Annotated in this window: 16 protein-coding genes and 1 tRNA gene; 4 read left to right on the forward strand and 13 right to left on the reverse strand. The window is 62.7% G+C overall.

From position 1 onward, the window contains the following. The first annotated feature begins 97 nt into the window (after nucleotides 1-97). The gene (gene nhaA / locus ACX80B_RS04145; protein WP_459293333.1) at nucleotides 98-1429 is read left to right on the forward strand and encodes a Na+/H+ antiporter NhaA; all 1332 of its coding nucleotides are present in this window, start codon (nucleotides 98-100) and stop codon (nucleotides 1427-1429) included. A 155-nt stretch (nucleotides 1430-1584) separates the two neighbouring features. Further along, entirely contained in the window at nucleotides 1585-1971 is a 387-nt protein-coding gene (locus ACX80B_RS04150; protein ID WP_459293335.1) for an Hpt domain-containing protein, read from the forward strand. Here the strand turns inward: ACX80B_RS04150 and ACX80B_RS04155 are convergent. Beyond that, entirely contained in the window at nucleotides 1944-2822 is an 879-nt protein-coding gene (locus ACX80B_RS04155) for a response regulator transcription factor (RefSeq protein WP_459293337.1), read from the reverse strand. The genes ACX80B_RS04150 and ACX80B_RS04155 overlap by 28 nt on opposite strands. 173 nt (nucleotides 2823-2995) lie before the next feature. Here ACX80B_RS04155 and ACX80B_RS04160 point away from each other — a divergent pair, with 173 nt between their 5' ends. Then, nucleotides 2996-4660 (forward strand): sensor histidine kinase, encoded by a 1665-nt coding sequence (locus ACX80B_RS04160; protein ID WP_459293339.1) that lies wholly within the window; start codon nucleotides 2996-2998, stop codon nucleotides 4658-4660. A gap of 32 nt (nucleotides 4661-4692) precedes the next feature. On the opposite strand, the gene sufU is transcribed toward ACX80B_RS04160, so the two are convergent. The 8 genes from sufU to ACX80B_RS04200 form a co-directional block, all read right to left on the reverse strand. Next, a complete protein-coding gene (gene sufU, locus ACX80B_RS04165; protein WP_459293341.1) occupies nucleotides 4693-5145 on the reverse strand; it encodes a Fe-S cluster assembly sulfur transfer protein SufU in 453 nt (150 codons plus the stop codon). Then, nucleotides 5145-6461 (reverse strand): aminotransferase class V-fold PLP-dependent enzyme, encoded by a 1317-nt coding sequence (locus ACX80B_RS04170; protein ID WP_459293343.1) that lies wholly within the window; start codon nucleotides 6459-6461, stop codon nucleotides 5145-5147. The genes sufU and ACX80B_RS04170 overlap by 1 nt, the downstream gene beginning before the upstream one ends. Before the next feature lie 746 nt (nucleotides 6462-7207). Continuing rightward, nucleotides 7208-7792 (reverse strand): aminoacyl-tRNA hydrolase, encoded by a 585-nt coding sequence (gene pth / locus ACX80B_RS04175; RefSeq protein WP_459293345.1) that lies wholly within the window; start codon nucleotides 7790-7792, stop codon nucleotides 7208-7210. A gap of 10 nt (nucleotides 7793-7802) precedes the next feature. After that, complete coding sequence (locus tag ACX80B_RS04180) at nucleotides 7803-8444, reverse strand: 50S ribosomal protein L25/general stress protein Ctc (RefSeq protein WP_459293347.1); 642 nt, start codon at nucleotides 8442-8444, stop codon at nucleotides 7803-7805. A gap of 293 nt (nucleotides 8445-8737) precedes the next feature. Then, nucleotides 8738-9778, reverse strand: coding sequence for a type IV toxin-antitoxin system AbiEi family antitoxin domain-containing protein (locus ACX80B_RS04185; RefSeq protein ID WP_459293349.1), 1041 nt, complete (start codon nucleotides 9776-9778; stop codon nucleotides 8738-8740). 348 nt (nucleotides 9779-10126) lie between these two features. Next, on the reverse strand, nucleotides 10127-11107 hold the full coding sequence (locus ACX80B_RS04190) for a ribose-phosphate diphosphokinase (RefSeq protein ID WP_459293351.1): 981 nt from the start codon (nucleotides 11105-11107) through the stop codon (nucleotides 10127-10129). Then, nucleotides 11104-12633, reverse strand: coding sequence for a bifunctional UDP-N-acetylglucosamine diphosphorylase/glucosamine-1-phosphate N-acetyltransferase GlmU (gene glmU / locus ACX80B_RS04195; RefSeq protein ID WP_459293353.1), 1530 nt, complete (start codon nucleotides 12631-12633; stop codon nucleotides 11104-11106). Before glmU ends, ACX80B_RS04190 begins: the two co-directional genes overlap by 4 nt. A gap of 55 nt (nucleotides 12634-12688) precedes the next feature. Continuing rightward, nucleotides 12689-12761 (reverse strand) — tRNA-Gln (locus ACX80B_RS04200). A 210-nt stretch (nucleotides 12762-12971) separates the two neighbouring features. Between ACX80B_RS04200 and ACX80B_RS04205 the strand changes: the two genes are divergently transcribed. Next, entirely contained in the window at nucleotides 12972-13604 is a 633-nt protein-coding gene (locus tag ACX80B_RS04205) for a TetR/AcrR family transcriptional regulator (RefSeq protein ID WP_459293579.1), read from the forward strand. Here ACX80B_RS04205 and ACX80B_RS04210 read toward each other — a convergent pair. The 4 genes from ACX80B_RS04210 to rsmA form a co-directional block, all read right to left on the reverse strand. Beyond that, the gene (locus ACX80B_RS04210) at nucleotides 13601-14419 is read right to left on the reverse strand and encodes a hypothetical protein (protein ID WP_459293355.1); all 819 of its coding nucleotides are present in this window, start codon (nucleotides 14417-14419) and stop codon (nucleotides 13601-13603) included. The genes ACX80B_RS04205 and ACX80B_RS04210 overlap by 4 nt on opposite strands. A 75-nt stretch (nucleotides 14420-14494) precedes the next feature. After that, nucleotides 14495-16426, reverse strand: a complete 1932-nt coding sequence (locus ACX80B_RS04215) for an ABC-F family ATP-binding cassette domain-containing protein (RefSeq protein ID WP_459293357.1) — start codon at nucleotides 16424-16426, stop codon at nucleotides 14495-14497. A 21-nt stretch (nucleotides 16427-16447) separates the two neighbouring features. Continuing rightward, nucleotides 16448-17407 (reverse strand): 4-(cytidine 5'-diphospho)-2-C-methyl-D-erythritol kinase, encoded by a 960-nt coding sequence (locus ACX80B_RS04220; RefSeq protein ID WP_459293359.1) that lies wholly within the window; start codon nucleotides 17405-17407, stop codon nucleotides 16448-16450. Nucleotides 17408-17455: 48 nt separating this feature from the next. Further along, nucleotides 17456-18328, reverse strand: coding sequence for a 16S rRNA (adenine(1518)-N(6)/adenine(1519)-N(6))-dimethyltransferase RsmA (gene rsmA, locus ACX80B_RS04225; RefSeq protein ID WP_459293581.1), 873 nt, complete (start codon nucleotides 18326-18328; stop codon nucleotides 17456-17458). Nucleotides 18329-18335: the final 7 nt, after the last annotated feature.

Here is an 18335-nt window from a genome sequence, read left to right on the forward strand (position 1 = left end):
GGTGACCGGCGCCACGTAGAATGAACGCCAGGAGAGCCGGGAAGTCTGGTCGGCATGGACTTCAGCCTGACCACGTATATTTTCGAGGAGACCCGCAATGGCCCACCAGACACCTGACGATCAAGGCCCCCGGCGGGTGTTGTCCCGGTCGAGCTACTCCGAGAGCGTCCGCATTTCCGAGATCCTCCGCAAGGAGACTGTCGGTGGTGCGTTGCTGCTCATCGCGGCGGTGGCGGCCCTGATCTGGGCGAACTCCCCGGCCAGCGACAGTTACTTCGCACTGCGGGACTTCACCTTTGGACCGGAGTCGCTGCACCTCAACCTTTCGGTGGGCGCCTGGGCCGCGGACGGTCTGCTGGCGGTGTTCTTTTTCCTGGCCGGTCTGGAGCTTAAGCGCGAGTTCGTTGCCGGGGACTTGAGGCGTTTCAATAAGGCAATCGTTCCCGTGACGGCGGCCTTCGGCGGTGTTGCTGTCCCAGCCATCATCTACACCGTCATCAACCTCAATGCCGGCGCGGAAGCCCTTCGCGGCTGGGCCATTCCGACGGCTACGGATATTGCCTTCGCCGTCGCAGTCCTTGCTGTGATCAGCACCCATCTGCCTTCAGCGCTGCGCTTGTTCCTGCTGACACTGGCAGTCGTCGATGACCTTATCGCTATCGCCATCATCGCCTTCTTCTACACCGACGACCTTGCTCCACAGTTCCTCGCTCTGTCGCTGCTGCCGATGGCATTGTTCGCCTTTCTCGTCCAGAAACGTATCCGCAGCTGGTACTTCCTGATGCCCCTGGCAGTCGCCACCTGGGCGCTCTTCCACGCGTCGGGGATCCATGCCACCGTCGCGGGCGTGCTGCTGGGCTTCACTGTTCCGGTGTTGCGCGCAGACCGTAATCTCCGGCCCGATGCCGGTCCCGGGCTCGCAGAATATCTGGAACATCGTTTCCGCCCCTTCTCCGCCGGTGTTGCTGTTCCGGTCTTCGCCTTCTTCTCTGCCGGTGTCGCCGTCGGCGGCTGGGATGGCATCACCGGAGCCCTGACGGATTCGATCACGTATGGCATTATCATTGCCCTGTTCGTGGGCAAGACCATCGGAATTATGGGCTCAACCTGGATCGTCACCAAGACGACAAGAGCCGTTCTGGACAAGTCGTATAAATGGATTGACGTCCTCGGGATATCCATGCTGGCCGGCGTCGGTTTCACCGTGTCCTTGCTCGTCGCCAAACTCAGTTTCGACGTCGGAACCCTCGCCAATGACCATGCAAAAGTAGGCATCCTTGCCGGGTCGTTGTTGTCTGCCTTGCTGGCCACCGTGCTGTTGAAGGCGCGCGACCGGCAGTACAAGCGCATCCGTATGGAAGAGACCAGGGATACCGATAAGGACGGCATTCCCGACGTGTATGAGGACAACGGAACCGGCAACGGCTAGCGCCACAAAATACGAAAGATTTCCTCAGGATTTGGCACCGTTCCGGAAGAACCCGCTCCAGACAGGTATTCTGTAAACACTTTATTGGCCCGCCATCGAGGAGCGGTCTTGAATACCTACCTGCTGTTTTCCAGCAACGGACGACTGGCAAGGCCATGAGCCTCGACCATGCCGGATCATTGCCGCTCGTCGCGGATAAAGCACTCCGCGGGCTGCAACGCGACTTGGGGGACGATGGCCGGGCGGGCCTGTTGTTTGTTAAGTCTTTCATGAGCATGTGGCCGGACCGCTACAAGCGCTTGAGCGAAGCCGTCCGGGGGCGCCATGAGGTGGCCTCGATGGATGCGGTCCTCAGTCTTCGCACGTCCAGCAAGATGCTGGGCGCCGAACGCCTGGCGGCCTTGGCCGACGAACTCGAAGGCGAACTGCGCCGGGGAAACCACGCAATCGCCACCGACATTCTCGTCGATATCCGGATCTGTGGTGAAGCGACGATGGAACTGCTTGAAGCCCACTACCCCGCAGCAGGAGCCAGGCAGTAGCCGACACCGCGCACGGTCTTCAGCCACCGCGGCGACCGGGAATTGTCGCCGAGCTTCCGCCGCAGATTACCGATGTGCACCTCGATGGCACGCTCATCCGCGTCACTGATGTAGCTGCCGGTATCGTAATCGTCGGCCCGCAGCCAGCGGACTAAATCGGCTTTGGTCCTAACCGCTTGGCCACTCTCGAGCAGCGCGTGCAGGAGGTCAAACTCCGTCCGGGTCAGTTCCAGCTCCTGATCCTCGACCCGGGCCACCCGTGTCCGGGGAGCAAGCATCAGACCATTATGCTCAATACAGTCAGTATCCACAGCCGTCCCGGCAGCTCTTCCGCCCGGGAAACCGCTGACCCCGCCGCCGTCGTTATTCCTGGTCATACCGGCGGCCCCGGCCTGTGCCGGGGATCCACCACCGGACGCAGGGACAAGTGTGTTCTGGCCGGTTTCCGGAGCGGGTACGGTTGGGACCCCACCAGTGGAGATATGCGGGCGGCGCATCATGGCAGCCACACGGGCCCGCAGCTCGCGTGGGCGGAAGGGTTTGGTGAGATAGTCGTCGGCGCCGGATTCGAGACCCATAAGGGTGTCAAGTTCTTCCGCCCGGGCGGTGAGCATCACGATGTAGCTGTCGCTGAACAGCCGTATCTGCCGCGCGACCTCGTACCCATCAATATCGGGCAAGCCAAGGTCGAGCGTGATGATGGCCGGAGCGTATTTCTTGACCGCTTCGACGCCGGCCGTGCCGCTGGTGGCTGAATAAACTTCAAAGCCACCCTGCTGCAGAACCACTTCAATCAGTTCGCGAATATCCTTATCGTCTTCGATGACGACGGCAACACGAGTCCTATCCAACGTTTACTCCCCCAGTTCCGTCGAGACCATTCCGGTTTCCCAAAAGAAGAGACTCTCTTTTGGCAGTATATCGTGATATGTGTTATCCACGTCATCCTGTGCGGTGAATTTTGTGTTTGACGCTTGCCTGGCTTGTGGGGGCACTGATGAGCGTGAGGAGGAGTAATCCGGCGATGACATTCAAAAGCGCCTTATCGCCGCTGACATTCCAAACCTATTTCCACCGGCTGAACCTCCGGCAACGGGTCGTGATCAGCCAGATGCCGCTGGCCGCCTCGATGATCCTGGTCATCATCGTTGGTCTGTTCTACCACCGGGAAATCTTCCTGGACCGGTCATTCATCGCGGGGCTGATTGTCCACGGACTGATCCTGCTCGCCTGCACCGAGGTTCCTTGGCAGAAACTGCGCAGGACAGCATCGCTGGCAATTCCGATACTCGATTTCATCGCCATCAGCCTCATACTCGAGGGCGCAGGCGACGCCCTTAACGGGCTGGCCTTCCTGTTTGTATTCCCCGTCATTTGGCTGGCCTGCGGTAGCCAGGGATTGCACTCTGTGGCCCTGCTCAGCTTCTTTGGTCCCTTGGCGGCCGTTTGGATTCCCCCGCTTGTGGAGGGCGCAGGATTGGGCAGCCTGGGCCGGGTGGTTCTCGTACCATTCATGATGCTGGCCGTGGGTATTACGGTGCGGGTCGTAACCGCCAGCATGAATGGCCAGCAGCGCGAACTGGAAGACAAGGAACGCCTGCTCAACACCATTGTGGAGACTGTCGGCGTCGGCGTAGTGGTGGTGGACAAGGATGGCCACGATGTGCTGATGAACCTGCAGCAGCGCAATAACCACCACGTCGCCACCCCCGAAGATGTGGATGATCCAAACGAGTCCCAGCTGCTGCTCTTCCGTCCCGACAAGGAAACGCCTGTTCCGGCGGAAGAACGGCCGGTTGGCCGCGCCGTCTCTGGTGAATCTTTTTCCGATTACCTGATGTGGATCGGCAAGGAAGCGGACCGGCGCGCCGTCTCCGCCTCTGCACGGACGATGACCGATGACGGCGGCAACTTCGCCGGGTCCGTCGTCGCGTTCAGCGATGTCTCGGACCTGGTATCGGCCCTGGCGGCCAAGGACGATTTTGTTTCGAATGTATCGCACGAATTCCGGACCCCGCTGACGTCAATCCTCGGTTACCTTGACCTGGCTGTTGAGGACGGTGACCAAATGCCGCCACCGGTGGTCCACTACCTGGACGTTGCGCGGCGCAATACCGAGCGGCTGCTGAGGCTGGTTTCGGATTTATTGGCGACGACGTCCAATTCCATGACGCTCGACGTCGAACCAACAGACATAGCCGCCCTGATCGAAAATTGTCTATCGTCGGCGCAGGTCCGCGCCGGGGACGCCGGTATCCAGTTGGTCAATGAAGCGGAGGCGGACGTACGGGCCGAGATTGATCCGTTGCGGATCGGCCAGGTTCTGGACAACCTGCTGTCGAACGCCGTTAAGTACTCGCCCGGTGGCGGTACTGTCACCGTAGGTGCCTGGACGGCAGATGGGAAGGTGCTCTTGCGGGTCTCGGATACCGGTATGGGAATGGACCAGGCGGATCAGGCCGGCGTGTTTACCAAGTTCTTCCGCGCGGACAGTGTCCGGAATACCACGATCCCCGGCGTCGGGTTGGGTCTGTTGATTACGAAGACGATTGTGGACCGCCATGGTGGAGGCATCGAGCTGGAAAGCGTTCCCGGAGTTGGAACGTCATTCACCATAACGCTCCCCCTGGAGGCGGGTAAGCCGGCCCGCGGTGCGTATGCCACAGGAACCGCGCGCTATCCGCACTGAGCAACGCCACTGCTCTTTTGAAGTCGCGGCGATCAGCGCGAGGCCAGCATGGCTTCCTCGGCGGCGACCCAGGCCAGCATCGCGCATTTAACCCGGGCGGGATAACGGGAAACGCCGGAGAAGGCTGCGGCATCGCCGAGTACCTCCTCGTCCGCTTCCACAGTGCCGCGTGAGCGCAGAACCTCGCGGAAGTTATCGATCAGGCTGAGTAGCTCCGTCTGGCTCAGCCCATCGCCCACCATGTCGGTAAGCACTGATGCGGCCGCCATCGAAATTGAGCAGCCATCGCCTTCCCAGCTGACAGCGGCGATGGTGTCGCCGTTGCGGACCACCCGAAGGGTGATTTCGTCGCCACAGGTTGGGTTGTACTGGTGCGATTGTCCGGCGACCATTCCCTCGGCCGCCTCCTTAAGCCCTTCGCCATGCCGCGACTTGGAATGGTCGAGGATGATCTGTTGATAAAGCTGTTGTAGCTCTGCGCTCATTACTTCACTCCAAAAAAGGCGCGGACGCCGGCCACTGCCTCCAGCAGGAAGTCAACGTCGTCTGTGGTGTTGTACAAATAAGTACTGGCGCGGGTTGATGCGGTCAGGCCGAGCCGCCGGTGCAGCGGTTGGGCGCAATGGTGGCCGACCCGCACCGCTATGCCGCGGTCATCCAGGAACTGGCCGACGTCATGAGCGTGTACGCCGTCGACGTCGAAAGCCGCTAAACCTATGCGCTCAACGCCGGCGGGCGGCCCCAGAACGCGGATCCCCTCAATCTGCTGCAGTCCGGACACCATCCGTTGCCCGAGCTGCGCCTCCCAGTCGGCGACCCTTTCCATACCGGTTTCAACGAGATAGTTGACGGCCACGGCCAGGGCGGCGGCCTGCGACACCTGCTGCGTGCCGGCTTCAAACCGGGTGGGCGATGGCAGGTATTCGGCGCCGTCCATGGTGACCTTGGTGATCATCGAGCCGCCGGTGAGGAATGGCGGCATGCTGTCCAGCAACTCCGCCTTGCCGTAGAGCACACCGATCCCGGTAGGCCCCAGCATTTTGTGCCCGGAGAAGACGAGAAAGTCCACATCCAGCTCTTTCACATTTACTGGCATGTGCGGGACGGACTGGCAGCCGTCCAGCACCACAAGGGCGCCATGTTTATGCGCCAATTCCGTGAGCTCCCCTACCGGAGTGATGGACCCGAGAACATTGGAAGCGTGGGTAAAAGAGACAATTTTCGTCGCCGGATTGATGATGGCCGCCGCGTCGTCCATCTTGAGTCCGCCGTCGTCGTCCACGGGGATGTAACGCAGCACCGCACCGGTGCGGAATGCCAGTTCCTGCCACGGAATGAGATTGGCGTGATGCTCCAACTCGGTCACCACAATCTCGTCCCCCGGCTTGAGGGCGAACCGGCGGGCCTGCTCCCCTCCGCGTCCGGTGCTCGCGTTGGAGAAGGAATAAGTCAACAGGTTCAAGCCCTCGGTGGCATTGGCGGTCCACACGATTTCATTCCCCGCGGCCCCGATGAAGCGTGCCACTGTTTCGCGGGCGTCCTCGTAGACATCCGTGGCCGCCACGGCGAGGGTATGCGCACCCCGGTGCACGGCTGCATTTCGCTGCTCGTAGAATTCCTGCTCCGCTTCGATGACGGACAACGGGTTTTGCGAGGTGGCTCCGGAATCGAGGTAAACCAGTTCCCGGTCATTCACGCGGTGGCTGAGAATGGGAAAGTCGTTACGGATCCGCCGGACTTCCTGATCATCGATGGCCGGATCGGCGGGTTTGAGCGTTGTGGGCGTTGAAACCACTGACACTGCGGGAACTCCTTGTAACGAGGAACAGAACGGCTGACATTACGGTACGTAAGTCTTTCCTAATTCTCGCACGTCCGGCCCCGCTGGCGCGCATGCCATTGCTGGCAGCCGATTGGAGATTGCCACGAATAGAGAGGTGCAGCGCCGGTCCTGTACCCGGCACTGCACCTGCTCAAACAAGGAGCCGGCGGCGACTGGGGGGTGGCCTCGGTCTCAGAAGGCAACCTCACCGCCGGCTCCGCTTAGGGGCCCCCGGATCCGCGGGGCGCGATGGTCGACGACGTCGAAGCCCGCTTTTTGAGCGGCTGTCCCGCCGCCAGGGGTTTGGAAAGGTGAATGCGGTCGAGGCGAATGGCTCTGCGCCGCAATACTGGTCCCATTTCAGCCGCCCCCAACCGATCTGTATGCCACCGGGTGGATCCGGTGCCAGTAGTGGAAGGCTAGTTCGCGGACCTTGGATAAACCTTGGGGTTTGCGCATGACTGTATCTGCCTGGCTGCGGCGCCTCATCTGCCGGGCTGCTGAGCCTCGCGATCAGTACTCATGACACCTGCCGGCGGGTTCGATCCGCAGGGGATTTGGGCATAAAGAAGGGGCCGACGGTGGGATGGGGGTGGCCCAGTCTCAGAGGCCGCCCACCGCCGGCCCCGCTTTGGGAGCCTTTGAGGCTGGTAAGAGCATAAGGGTTTAAGACGCGGTGTGACCAGTCCTGTTATAGAACGTCACATCTATGGACATTTTAGCGCCTATGAGGTACAGGAATGAAAGCGCTGTTGAGCGGTGAGCAAACCCTCATTAACGAGCATTTCCACTGCATCCGCGCCATCCTGGATTACCAGCGGCAAATCTCCGCGCTCGGAGGGTGCGAAGTCCTTGAGTACGTAATCCGCTGCGGCCATCCGCCCGGGTGGCCGGCCCACGCCAACCCGTACCCGGAGGTAGTCCTTCGTGCCCAGAGCCTTGCTGATGTCGCGAAGTCCGTTGTGGCCGCCTTCACCACCACCACGCTTCAGCTTCACCGTGTTGAACGGAATATCGATCTCATCATGGACAGCGATGACGTTTTCGGGACTGATGCCATAGAACTTGGCGAGGGCCGACGTCGGACCCCCGGTCAAATTCATGAAGGTCAGTGGTTTGGCCAGCACCACCCGGGGTCCGCCGATCTCCAGACGTCCTTCGAGAACAGCGGCATGCGCCTTGTGCGTCTTGAACTTGCCGCCGAGGCGTCCGGCGATTTCATCCACGACCATGTGGCCCACATTGTGCCGGTTATGACTGTAGCCGGGCCCGGGATTACCGAGCCCGACTACAAGCCAGGTTTCACTCATGAGTCAGACTCTACTCAGATTCTCCGGCGGACTCGGGCTTGGCCTCGCCTTCACCCTCGCCTTCACCCTCGGTCTCTTCCTCGGCCTCTTCGGTCTCGCCTTCACCCAGATCCTGGACCGTAGGCGACGCAACGTTGACGATGAGGGTATCTTCCTCGGTCAGCAACGTAACGCCCTTGGGCAGAAAGATGTCTGAGGCGTGGACGTGGTCGCCGACCTCGTGGCCGGTGATGTTGACGTCCAGGTGCGGCGGCAGGTGCGTAGCTTCTGCCTCCACGGTGACCGTCGGTGCTTCGAGGTTGATGACAACACCAGGGGTAACTTCACCGATGATGACGACGCCGACCTCAACGGTGACTTTCTCGCCGCGCTTGACGGCCAGCAGGTCAAGGTGCTCAACGATCTGCCTGACCGGATCGCGCTGAACGTCCTTGGCCAGCGTCAGGTGCTCGTCGCCGTGGATGTCCAAACGCAACAAGGCGTTCGGGGTGCGGACCGCGAGGGTGGTCTCTTTCTCGGGCACGGCGACGTGGATGACGTCGGCACCATGGCCGTAGATCACCGCGGGGATCATTTCCGCACGACGCAGCCGACGGGCCGCGCCCTTGCCGAACTCGGTGCGAAGGTCTGCGGGAAGCTTCTGCTCAGACATATAGTTCTCCTGAAACTTTGGAACAAGGCAGCCCGGACAGATCCGGACCACTTAGGTGGTGTTGATCAAGAGGTATTTCAACCGGCTATCTCAACCTGTGGTTTGCCGGCGGGCCGCCATGGGAAGGAACCGGCCCGGAGGGGGAAGAGTTCCGCCCCTCGGTGAGTGTCCTGCCATGTCGATTACGGAGAACGAATCTCCCTCGCCAAGCATCGCGGACCAGTCTACCAGCCTTGGAAGCACGCGCGGTATGGCGGACTGGCGGAGTAATCACCGGCGGGCCGGCGAACCTGTCAGGATGCCAGTCGCGTGGTTAGGCCATTGCTCGCGACCCTGCCATTCATAGCCTGCGCGAGCCTTCTCTGCAGGTCGTTTGGGCTGAAAAGATCGCCCCACTCAAGTCGGACGAATGACCATCCAGCCTCCATCAACACCTTTTCCCTGCGCCTCTCTTCAAACAGGGCCTCCTCCGTTGGCTGATAACTGAAGTACTTATCCCGGCCATCGAATTCAAGTATCAGCTTGGAAGCCGGCCATGCGAAGTCCGCCCGGAACAAGCCCAGCCTGGTGGAGATTTCGTATTGCAACTCGGCCTGCGGAAAATCGATGAGGTCTATCAGTAGTCTCGTCAGAGTTTCACCCGGAGACTCAGAACTGCCATTCGCGTTGGCGAGGACTCTGCGCACACTCCTGATTCCACGCGAGCCGGCACTCTCCAAAGCGATCTGCTGCATTAGACGGCCATCGGCACCGAGGCGAAGTGCGTGATCCGCGATGATTACCGCTTTCCGGAATTCCAATACGCGTGCGCAATCAACAACGGTTCGCTCCAAAGAAGTGACCCACCGGCCGTCTACGTAGCTGAGATCCCTGCGGGTGACAGGTCGTGTATGCACCACAACATCGTCAGCGTAGGCCTTACTCTTCGTACTGTACTTCTGCGTCACGTGAATCGTCCCGGGAACTTTCCAGGTGAAGCAGCCATGGAGGCGTGCGGCGGAAAGATGGCTGAAGATTGTCGTTCCCTGCGTGCCGAGATGGAACGCGTGGATCTTGCAGAGCGCCCGCTGGTTTTGGTCCAAACTGCGCCAGTCCTCGCCTTGGAGGTATACGCCGCGCCGGATGCGAACGAGCTCGCCATAGGTCACAGCATCAGAGATCCACCGCGTGGAAAACCCCATGGCGGACAGTTCGGAAGTCGATAAAAGCCTGTGACGCGGCAGCTCCACCCCGAGATGGCTGACCGTTGCGGCTTTCCGAGAGGTGACGGTGGCTTCGGAAGAGTGGGTAGAGGCTTCACGGGATTCGGTTTTGGGTTCAGCAGGTACGTCCATCTGAACAGACTGCCCGTAATCCAGTGGGGTCGGGCGGCGCGACGGCGACTATGTGCATTAAGCACGCGTGTGGGGCGGCTGTGGAGGATGACTGACACACCCCCGCCAGGATAAATGGCCGATTGGGTCGGTCGCCTGGCTGGAGTTACCACTCAGAAACGCTGAGGCTACCGTGAGCGCTGCCGAACACGAACCTTCTATGCGAAAGCAGGAGAAGCCCACGCCGAACGAGAACGTCCAGTACGAAAGCTGGGTAAGTTTATTCTGCTTTGGTACTGGACCTTCATGTTCGGGAAGCGCACACAGCCCAGGGACGCGCACGGCCGCACGGCCCAGGGACGAGGCTCGTTAGGCGTTGCCGTCGAAGAGGCTGGTGACGGAACCGTCGTCGAACACTTCACGGATCGCGCGGCCGATCAGGGGCGCGATGGAGAGCACGGTCAGGTTGCGGAAACGCTTCTCCGGCGGAATCGGCACCGTGTTGGTCACCACGACTTCACGTGCGCCGGATTCGGCCAGCCGGCGGGGCGCAGGATCGGAGAAGACGCCGTGGGTGGAGGCGATGATAACGTCCTTCGCGCCGGCATTCTTCAGCACCTGCACCGCTCCGGCGATAGTTCCGCCGGTGTCGATCATGTCGTCAATCAGCACGCAGTCGCGGCCTTCAATCTGCCCGACAACCTGTTTGGACACGGCCTGGTTCGGAACAGTGGCGTCACGCGACTTGTGCACGAAGGCCAGCGGTGCTCCACCGAGACGTTCGGCCCACTGCTCGGCCACACGGACGCGTCCCGTGTCTGGGGAAACCACGGTGACGTTATCGGCGTCGATCCGGGTGCGCACGTAATCGGCCAGCAGCGGCAGGGCCATCAGATGGTCCACAGGTCCGTCAAAGAAGCCCTGGATCTGGGCGGTGTGCAGATCCACGGACATCAGCCGGTCGGCGCCCGCCGTCTTGTACAGATCGGCCATCAGGCGGGCCGAGATCGGCTCGCGGCCGCGGTGCTTTTTGTCTTGGCGCGCATACGGATAGAACGGGGAAACAACCGTGATCCGTTTGGCGGATGCCCGCTTCAGGGTGTCGATCATGATCAGTTGTTCCATCATCCACTGATTGATCGGAGCGGTATGGGACTGGAGGACGAAGGCGTCACAGCCGCGCACGCTCTCCTCGAACCGGACATAGATCTCACCGTTGGCGAAGTCGTACGCCGAGGTTGGGACAAGTTCGGTGCCCAGTTCAGAAGCGATTTCCTTCGCCAGTTCAGGATGCGCCCGCCCTGAGGCCAGGACTAGTTTCTTTTCACCCTGAATCTTGATGCCGGTCATGAAGGGTCACTTTCTCGCGGGGTTTTCTCAACTTTTGCAGAGTCTTGGGGAGCGGCACTGGCTGCAGCGTCGGCGGCGGCGGTTCCCGGCCGGTTGGCCTTGACCCAGCCGTCCATATTGCGCTGCGGAGCCACATTGATGGCCAGCGCGCCGGCGGGAACGTCCTTGCGGATGACGGTTCCGGCCCCGCTGTAGGCGCCATCGCCGACGGTCACCGGAGCGACGTACATGTTGTCGCTGCCCATCCGGACGTGGGAACCGATCGTCGTATGGTGCTTGGCCACGCCGTCGTAATTGACAAAGACCGAAGCCGCCCCAATGTTGGAGCCCTCTCCGATCGTCGCGTCGCCCACGTAGCTCAGATGCGGAACTTTGGAACCGGCGCCGATGTCCGCGTTCTTGGTCTCCACAAAGGTGCCGATTTTGCCCTTCACGCCCAGCACAGTGCCCGGCCGCAGGTAGGCGAATGGCCCGACGTCGGCGCCGGCACCGATCACGGCACCGGAACCGTGGGTGCGCACAACCTTGGCGCCAAAGCCTACCTTTACAGAGTCCAAAGTGGTGTCCGGACCAACGACGGCGTCGCGTTCAACGACCGTGTCGCCGTGCAGCTGCGTCCCGGGCAGGATGGTGACGTCCTCGTCGAGGGTCACAGTCGAGTCGATCCACGTTGTGGCCGGGTCGACGACGGTGACGCCGGCCCGCATCCAACGTTCCAGGTTGCGGCGGTTGTGCTCGGCGGACAGTGCTGCCAGCTGCACGCGGTCGTTGGCGCCTTCAACCTGCCACCGGTCATCGCACACCAGTGCGGCCACCCGGCCACCGGCGTCGCGCGCGATGCTGAGCACGTCTGTCAGGTACTTTTCGCCCTGCACGTTCTCAGTCGACACCCGGGAAAGTGCCGCCCTCAACGTGCTTGCGTCGAAGGCGTAAATGCCGGAATTGATCTCCCGGACCGTCCGCTGCTCCGGCGTCGCATCCTTATGCTCGACGATCCCCGTGACGGTGCCGTCGTCGGCCCGCAGGATACGGCCGTAGCCGGCGGCATCGTCAAGTACGGCGGTCAAAACGGTGACGGCGTTGCCCTCGGTCTGATGTGCTGCCACCAGGCCCTGCAGCCGCTCAGTGGTCAACAGGGGGACGTCGCCATAGGTCACGACGACGGTGCCGGACAGGCTGGAGTCCAGAGCCTGAAGCGCCACCTCAACAGCCCGGCCGGTACCCGGAATGTCATCCTGGTCCACGATCAGTGCGCCCTCGTCAAGCCCGCGGATATGGTCGGCCACGAGATCCCGCTCATGCCGGACGGTGACCGCGAGGACATCGGGGTTCAGCCCGCGTGCGGCGGCGAGCGCGTGTCCGATCATGGAGACGCCGCCGATGCCGTGCAGGATCTTGGGCGTCTTGGACTTCATCCGGGTTCCTGCACCTGCCGCCAGAACGATGACTGCTGCCGGTGGTCCGGTGGTGTCTCCCGCCGGCGTTGCTGCAGTTGCCTCGGGGCGGTGTTCGTCGGACGAACTCACAGCTGGGCACTCCTACTCGGTTGGGACAAACCTGCTTCAATCGTCGTTGAAGCTGTTCCGCCCATAGGATTCGAACCTATACTCCACAGCTCCAAAGGCTGGGGTGCTGCCTATTACACCAGGGCGGACCGTGCGGTCAGCGTGCGTCACCGGCGCCGATCGGTCCGGAGCGTCGTCGCTTGCACAAGCATCCAGTCTGCCATGTGCACGGACCCTTATGCGACTTGAAAGCCGTGCAGCGCGCAGTGGAACTCGTGTGCGGGGAGAAAACCGGATCACCCTAGGATGGGTGGGTGGCTACTACAGCGGGACCATCCGACGGCGGTCCAAGACTCCGGATGACCGGAGAACAACGGCGCGCGCAATTGATCGACGTCGGACGTGGTTTGTTCGCATTGCGTGGTCTGGATGGAACGACCATTGAGGAAATAGCGCTGGTCGCAGGGGTATCGAAACCGGTCATTTATGAGCGGTTTGGCTCCAAGGAAGGTCTCTACACCGAGGTGGTGGAGAACGAATTCCGCATCCTGCTCGGGAATATCACCGCGGCCCTGAATACCGAGGCCAGTTCCCGGGTCCTGCTCGAGCGGGCCGCGCTGGCGCTGCTGGATTACATCGAAAACCGCACCGATGGATTCCGTATTCTGGTCCGGGACGCACCGCCGTCGCAGCCCGAGGGCGCCTTCTCAACACTGCTCTCGCAGGTAACGGCGCGGGTGGAACATATCCTGTCGGATGAATTCGGCAGCAGGGGTTTTGACGCCCGGGACGGTGCGATGTATGCGCAAATGCTCGTCGGCATGGTTGCCATGACGGGTCAGTGGTGGCTGGATACACGCCATCCTGACAAGAAGGCCGTTGCTGCGCACCTGGTGAATCTTGCCTGGAATGGGCTGAGCGGCATGCAGCAGAATCCGCGCCTGCAGTCAGAGCCGGACGCCGCGGACGGCCCGGAGCACCCGGAGCCTTAGGCGCCGGTCGCCGCCGGTTCGTCCGCGGCTTCAATCAGAACCGGAACGCCCGCCATCTCCGGAACCGCGTTAAGCAGGGCGGTTGCTGCGGCGGCGGATTCGCAGAGGATGTAACCCCTGCCGTCTTCGAGGTACGGCCTCAGCAGCTTCGCGGACACGGCAGGTGTCTCACCGGCAGCAACCGATGTACGGACGTTCCAGGCCGCTCCAGCGGAAGGACCATCGCCATCGGGGACGGAAGCCTGCGCCTCCACGGTTGTCGTAACCGGCACTTCGCCGGTAGCCGGTCCGGCGGGGAACGTCGCAGCTTCCAGCACTGCCGCCAGCTCCTCGGCGCCGGAGGCAAGACCGGAATTTTCGACGACGAGCCGTACTTTGAGTTCTGCGGCACGGCCCAGCACCGCGGCCAACCGTTGGCTGATCCGTTCGCCGTCAGGGGCGGTCCCTTGTTCGTCGCCCTCCGCCGCGCCGGGCAGCGAAGCGGCCCTCAGCTTCAACCGCAGTGCACCCAGGTCAGCGGCCAGCGTGAGGTAAGCATCGACGTCGGCCACCACCCCTTCATCCGGCTGCTCCACGTTGAGCGCAACCGGCGCCGCAACGGCTTCGATCGTGATTCCGGCCTGGGCGAATGCGTCGCGGATGCCATGGCGGGGCACCGTGCCGAGATGCAGTCCGGCCATATGTCCGAAGCCGGCCACCAGCTCGACCGATTCTGTTCCGTCCTCGAGAAGTCCGGCAATCAGGGGTTCGGCATCATGGGCAGCCTCTATCACCGCACCGAACGGTCGTTGGTGCGGTTCGCGCAGTTCAGTCATGAAGCTAGTTTTGCATGTCCGGCGTCCAGGCGCCCACCAAGGACAGCGCCAGCACGCACCCCGCAGTCAATGCAGCTAGGAGAGCAGCTCGGCCGCCATCAGCCACTCTTCCTCCAGCTGTGCCTGCTCTGCCTCCAAGGCGCGCAGCTTCGCGTTGAGCTCCTCGAGCCGTTTCAGGTCCAACGGCTCGTGCTGGGACACCTCGGCCATTTGCGCGTGCAGCTTCCGGTTCTGATCACTCAGTTTCCCCAGCTGACGCTCGATCCGGGCAACATCCTTGCGCGCGGTTCGCTGGTCGGCGGCACTGGCCGCAGGCTCCGCTCCGCCCGCAGCGCCGCCATCACCCTTATTCGTTCCGCCCCCCGGAGCTCCTGATCCGCCGGCACCACCGGTGGTTTGAGCCGTTGACGCCGTCGGTGATCCGGCTCCGCCTGGTCCCGAAGCTCCGGTTCCGGTCCCCGCCTCACCGCGCAGCTGAAGGTACTGATCCACTCCCCCGGGCAGCCCGCGGAGCTTGCCGTCGCCGAGCAGCGCCATCTGATGATCGGTCACCCGTTCCAGGAGGTAGCGGTCGTGCGAGACGACGACGAGTGTTCCCGGCCAGCCATCCAACACGTCCTCCACAGCTGCCAGGGTGTCGGTGTCCAGGTCGTTGGTGGGCTCATCGAGCATCAGGACGTTCGGTTCGCCGACGAGCAACCGCAGCAGCTGCAGTCTGCGCCGTTCACCGCCGGAGAGTTCGGAGACTTTGGTCCATTGGCGCTGGTTGGTGAAACCGAGCTGTTCCACCAGTTGCGACGCCGTGACCTCCTTGTTGCCGACATTGACGACGCGCTTTTCCCGCTCGATAACTTCGATCACGCGCAGGTGGTCGACGTCGTCCAGTTCCCGCACTTCCTGCGACAGCACGGCCGTCTTGACGGTCTTGCCCCGCTTCAGCCGCCCCGAGGTGGGATGGACTTCGCCGTTGAGCAGCCGCAGCAGTGTGGTCTTTCCTGAGCCATTGACGCCAACGATGCCGAGACGTTCCCCCGGCGCCAGCCGCAGGGTGATGTTATGGAAGAGCTCGGTGCGGGCGCTGCCCTCCGTGTTGGCGACGGCGCCGCCCGCGCGGCCGTCGAAACCGAGCGAAACGTGCTCCAGGTCCAGCACGTCCTTGCCGAGCCGGGTGGTGGCCATGCTGTTCAGGGCCAGCGTGTCCCGCGGCGGCGGCACATCGCTGATCAACGCGTTGGCGGCGTCGATCCGGAACTTGGGTTTGGAGGTGCGGGCCGGAGCTCCGCGGCGCAGCCAGGCAAGTTCCTTCTTCACCAGCTGGGTCCGCTTATTCTCGGCCACCGCAGCAGCCCGGTCGCGTTCGGCCCGGGCGAGGACGTAGGCAGCATAGCCACCATCGAAAGGTTCGACGACGCCGTCGTGCACCTCCCACGTTCTGGTGCAGACCTCGTCCAGGAACCAGCGGTCGTGGGTAACCACGAGCAGGCCGCCATCGCTGCTGCGCCAGCGTTGCTTCAGGTGCTTCGCCAGCCAGGCGACGCCCTCGATGTCCAGATGGTTCGTCGGCTCGTCGAGCATGAGGACGTCGTCGTCCGCTATCAACAGTTTCGCCAAGGCAACCCGGCGACGCTGCCCGCCGGAGAGGTCCGAAACGGTTGCGTGCCAGTCGACGTCGGACACCAGGCCGCCCATCACCTCACGAATGCGGGGGTTGGAGGCCCATTCGTGGTCGGCGGCGCTGCCGACGATGGCGGTGCCGACGTCGAGCGTGCCGTCGAGAACGTCAGTCTGGTCGAGGAAGCCCACCGTGACATCGCGGCGGCGGGTAATCCTGCCTTCATCGGCCTCGGAGCGTTGGGCGAGCAGGCGCATCAGCGTGGACTTACCGTCACCGTTTCGGCCGACGACGCCGATCCGGTCGCCTTCGTCAACGCCGAGCGATACCTCATCGAGGATCGTCCTGGTCGCAAAGGACACGGTGATGTTCTCACCGCCGAGCAGATGTGCCACGGAAACTACTTTCGTTTTGGGTCAGTTGCGGATTCCGGCAAGGATCCGGGCACCGTGGACGGGACCGTACACCGGTACGGCTTCGAACCCGTCGTCGTCGAAACAGCCGGCGATCTCCAAGGCCCGGTCCTCATTTTCGGCCAGGAAGGCGACGGTGGGACCGGATCCGGACACCATGCCGGCCAACGCCCCGTGCCCTTCCCCACGTTCAAGGATATCGGTAAGCTCCGGCGCCAGTTTCAAGGCTGCGGGCTGCAGGTCGTTGTGGAGCACATCGCTGAGCGCACCGGCGTCACCCGAACGCAATGCCTGCAGCACACGCGGATCAACTCGGGTCGGCTCCTGGGCCTTCTTTTTGGCGCGCGCCCGCATCGTGTCCAGCTCCGCATAGACCCGCGGCGTGGAGAGTCCGGAGGCAGATGGAACCAACACCCAGTGCAGCTGTCCCGGACACAACGCCGGAGTGAGCTGGTCGCCCACGCCGAGTCCGACGGCGGCGCCACCGAGGAGTGCGAACGGCACGTCCGCTCCGAGATCGGCCGCCATCCGTGCCAGCTCGTCGCGGGAGTAACCGCATCCCCAGAGGGCGTCGCAAGCGACCAGTGTTGCTGCTGCGTCCGCCGAGCCACCCCCCATCCCGCCGGCCACCGGAACCCGTTTGGTCAGCTCCAGATGGACCCCGGTGGATTGCGCGGCGGCACCCTGCAGCAGGGCTGCCGCCTGAACCGCCAGGTTGCTTTCGTCGAGCGGGATACCGGCCTTGCCGCCGTCGTCCGCTCCATCCTTGAGACTCACGGTGATTCCGCGGCCTTCAGTAATGGTTGCCGTCACTTCCTCATACAGCGAGACTGCAAGATAAGCGCTGGCAACACCGTGATAACCATCGGCGCGCTTCGGTCCGACACCGAGCGAGATATTGATTTTTCCTGGCGCCTGGGCACTGACGCTCCGTGGTGTCTGCGGGGTGCCGGGCAAAGTCATGGTTCCAACTTAGAGCAAGGTCGGCGGCTGTCCCGAATCAGGTTCGGCTCAGGCCTGCAGCTGGATCTTGTGTTCGGCGATGCGCGCGAAGTCGTGGACGTCGATGACCTCGCCCCGTGCCCGTGGATCTATCCCCGCGGCCACCAATGCCTGTTCCGCCGCGGCGGCGCTGCCCGCCCAACCGGAGAGAGCCGCCCGCAGGGTCTTGCGCCGCTGGGCGAAGGCGGCGTCGATGACGGCGAAGACCTCCTCGCGGGGCGCCTTGGTTTCCGGTGGTTCACGCCGCGTCATACTGACGAGTCCGGAGGCAATGGTCGGCGCCGGCCAAAAGACGTTTTTCCCAACGACGCCGGCCTTGCGCACGGATGCGTACCAGGCCGCCTTGACGGAAGGAACGCCATAGGTCTTCGATCCGGGGACTGCTGCCAGCCGATCGGCGACCTCATCCTGCACCATCACCAGGGCATGGTCGAGTGACGGAAACGCCTTAAGCAGGTTCAGCACCACAGGCACGGCAACGTTGTACGGCAGGTTGGCCACCAGGGCAGTTGGCATGGCAGGAAATTCCGTCACCTTGAGCGCATCCGCCTCCACGACGTCGAGACGGCCCGCCGCTTCAGGACGCCAGGTGGCGACGGTCCGCGGCAGCCTGCCTGCAAGGACAGGATCGATTTCGACGGCGACCACATGTTTGGCCGCATCCAGCAGTCCCAGCGTGAGCGAGCCCAGTCCGGGGCCGACTTCCAGGACCGTTTCCTCCGGTCCAATCCGGGCAGTCTGGACGATGCGCCGGATGGTATTGGCGTCGATGACGAAATTCTGGCCGAGCGTTTTAGTCGGCCGGACATTCAGCTCCGCAGCCAAGGCGCGGATGTCCGCAGGCCCCAGCAGACGTTTGATCTCCTGTGGCTGGCCGGCGATCTCATCA

Source organism: Arthrobacter monumenti (assembly GCF_054511255.1).

Excerpts from the sequence above, each read along its gene's own strand:
- ACX80B_RS04190 (WP_459293351.1), bottom strand. The coding sequence starts at position 11,107 with ATGACCGGCATCAAGATTCAGGGTGAAAAGAAACTAGTCCTGGCCTCA.
- ACX80B_RS04210 (WP_459293355.1), bottom strand. The coding sequence starts at position 14,419 with ATGACTGAACTGCGCGAACCGCACCAACGACCGTTCGGTGCGGTGATA.
- sufU (WP_459293341.1), bottom strand. The coding sequence starts at position 5,145 with ATGAGCGCAGAGCTACAACAGCTTTATCAACAGATCATCCTCGACCAT.
- nhaA (WP_459293333.1), top strand. The coding sequence starts at position 98 with ATGGCCCACCAGACACCTGACGATCAAGGCCCCCGGCGGGTGTTGTCC.
- ACX80B_RS04205 (WP_459293579.1), top strand. The coding sequence starts at position 12,972 with ATGACCGGAGAACAACGGCGCGCGCAATTGATCGACGTCGGACGTGGT.
- ACX80B_RS04150 (WP_459293335.1), top strand. The coding sequence starts at position 1,585 with ATGAGCCTCGACCATGCCGGATCATTGCCGCTCGTCGCGGATAAAGCA.
- pth (WP_459293345.1), bottom strand. The coding sequence starts at position 7,792 with ATGAGTGAAACCTGGCTTGTAGTCGGGCTCGGTAATCCCGGGCCCGGC.
- ACX80B_RS04160 (WP_459293339.1), top strand. The coding sequence starts at position 2,996 with ATGACATTCAAAAGCGCCTTATCGCCGCTGACATTCCAAACCTATTTC.
- ACX80B_RS04180 (WP_459293347.1), bottom strand. The coding sequence starts at position 8,444 with ATGTCTGAGCAGAAGCTTCCCGCAGACCTTCGCACCGAGTTCGGCAAG.
- ACX80B_RS04185 (WP_459293349.1), bottom strand. The coding sequence starts at position 9,778 with ATGGACGTACCTGCTGAACCCAAAACCGAATCCCGTGAAGCCTCTACC.
- ACX80B_RS04220 (WP_459293359.1), bottom strand. The coding sequence starts at position 17,407 with ATGACTTTGCCCGGCACCCCGCAGACACCACGGAGCGTCAGTGCCCAG.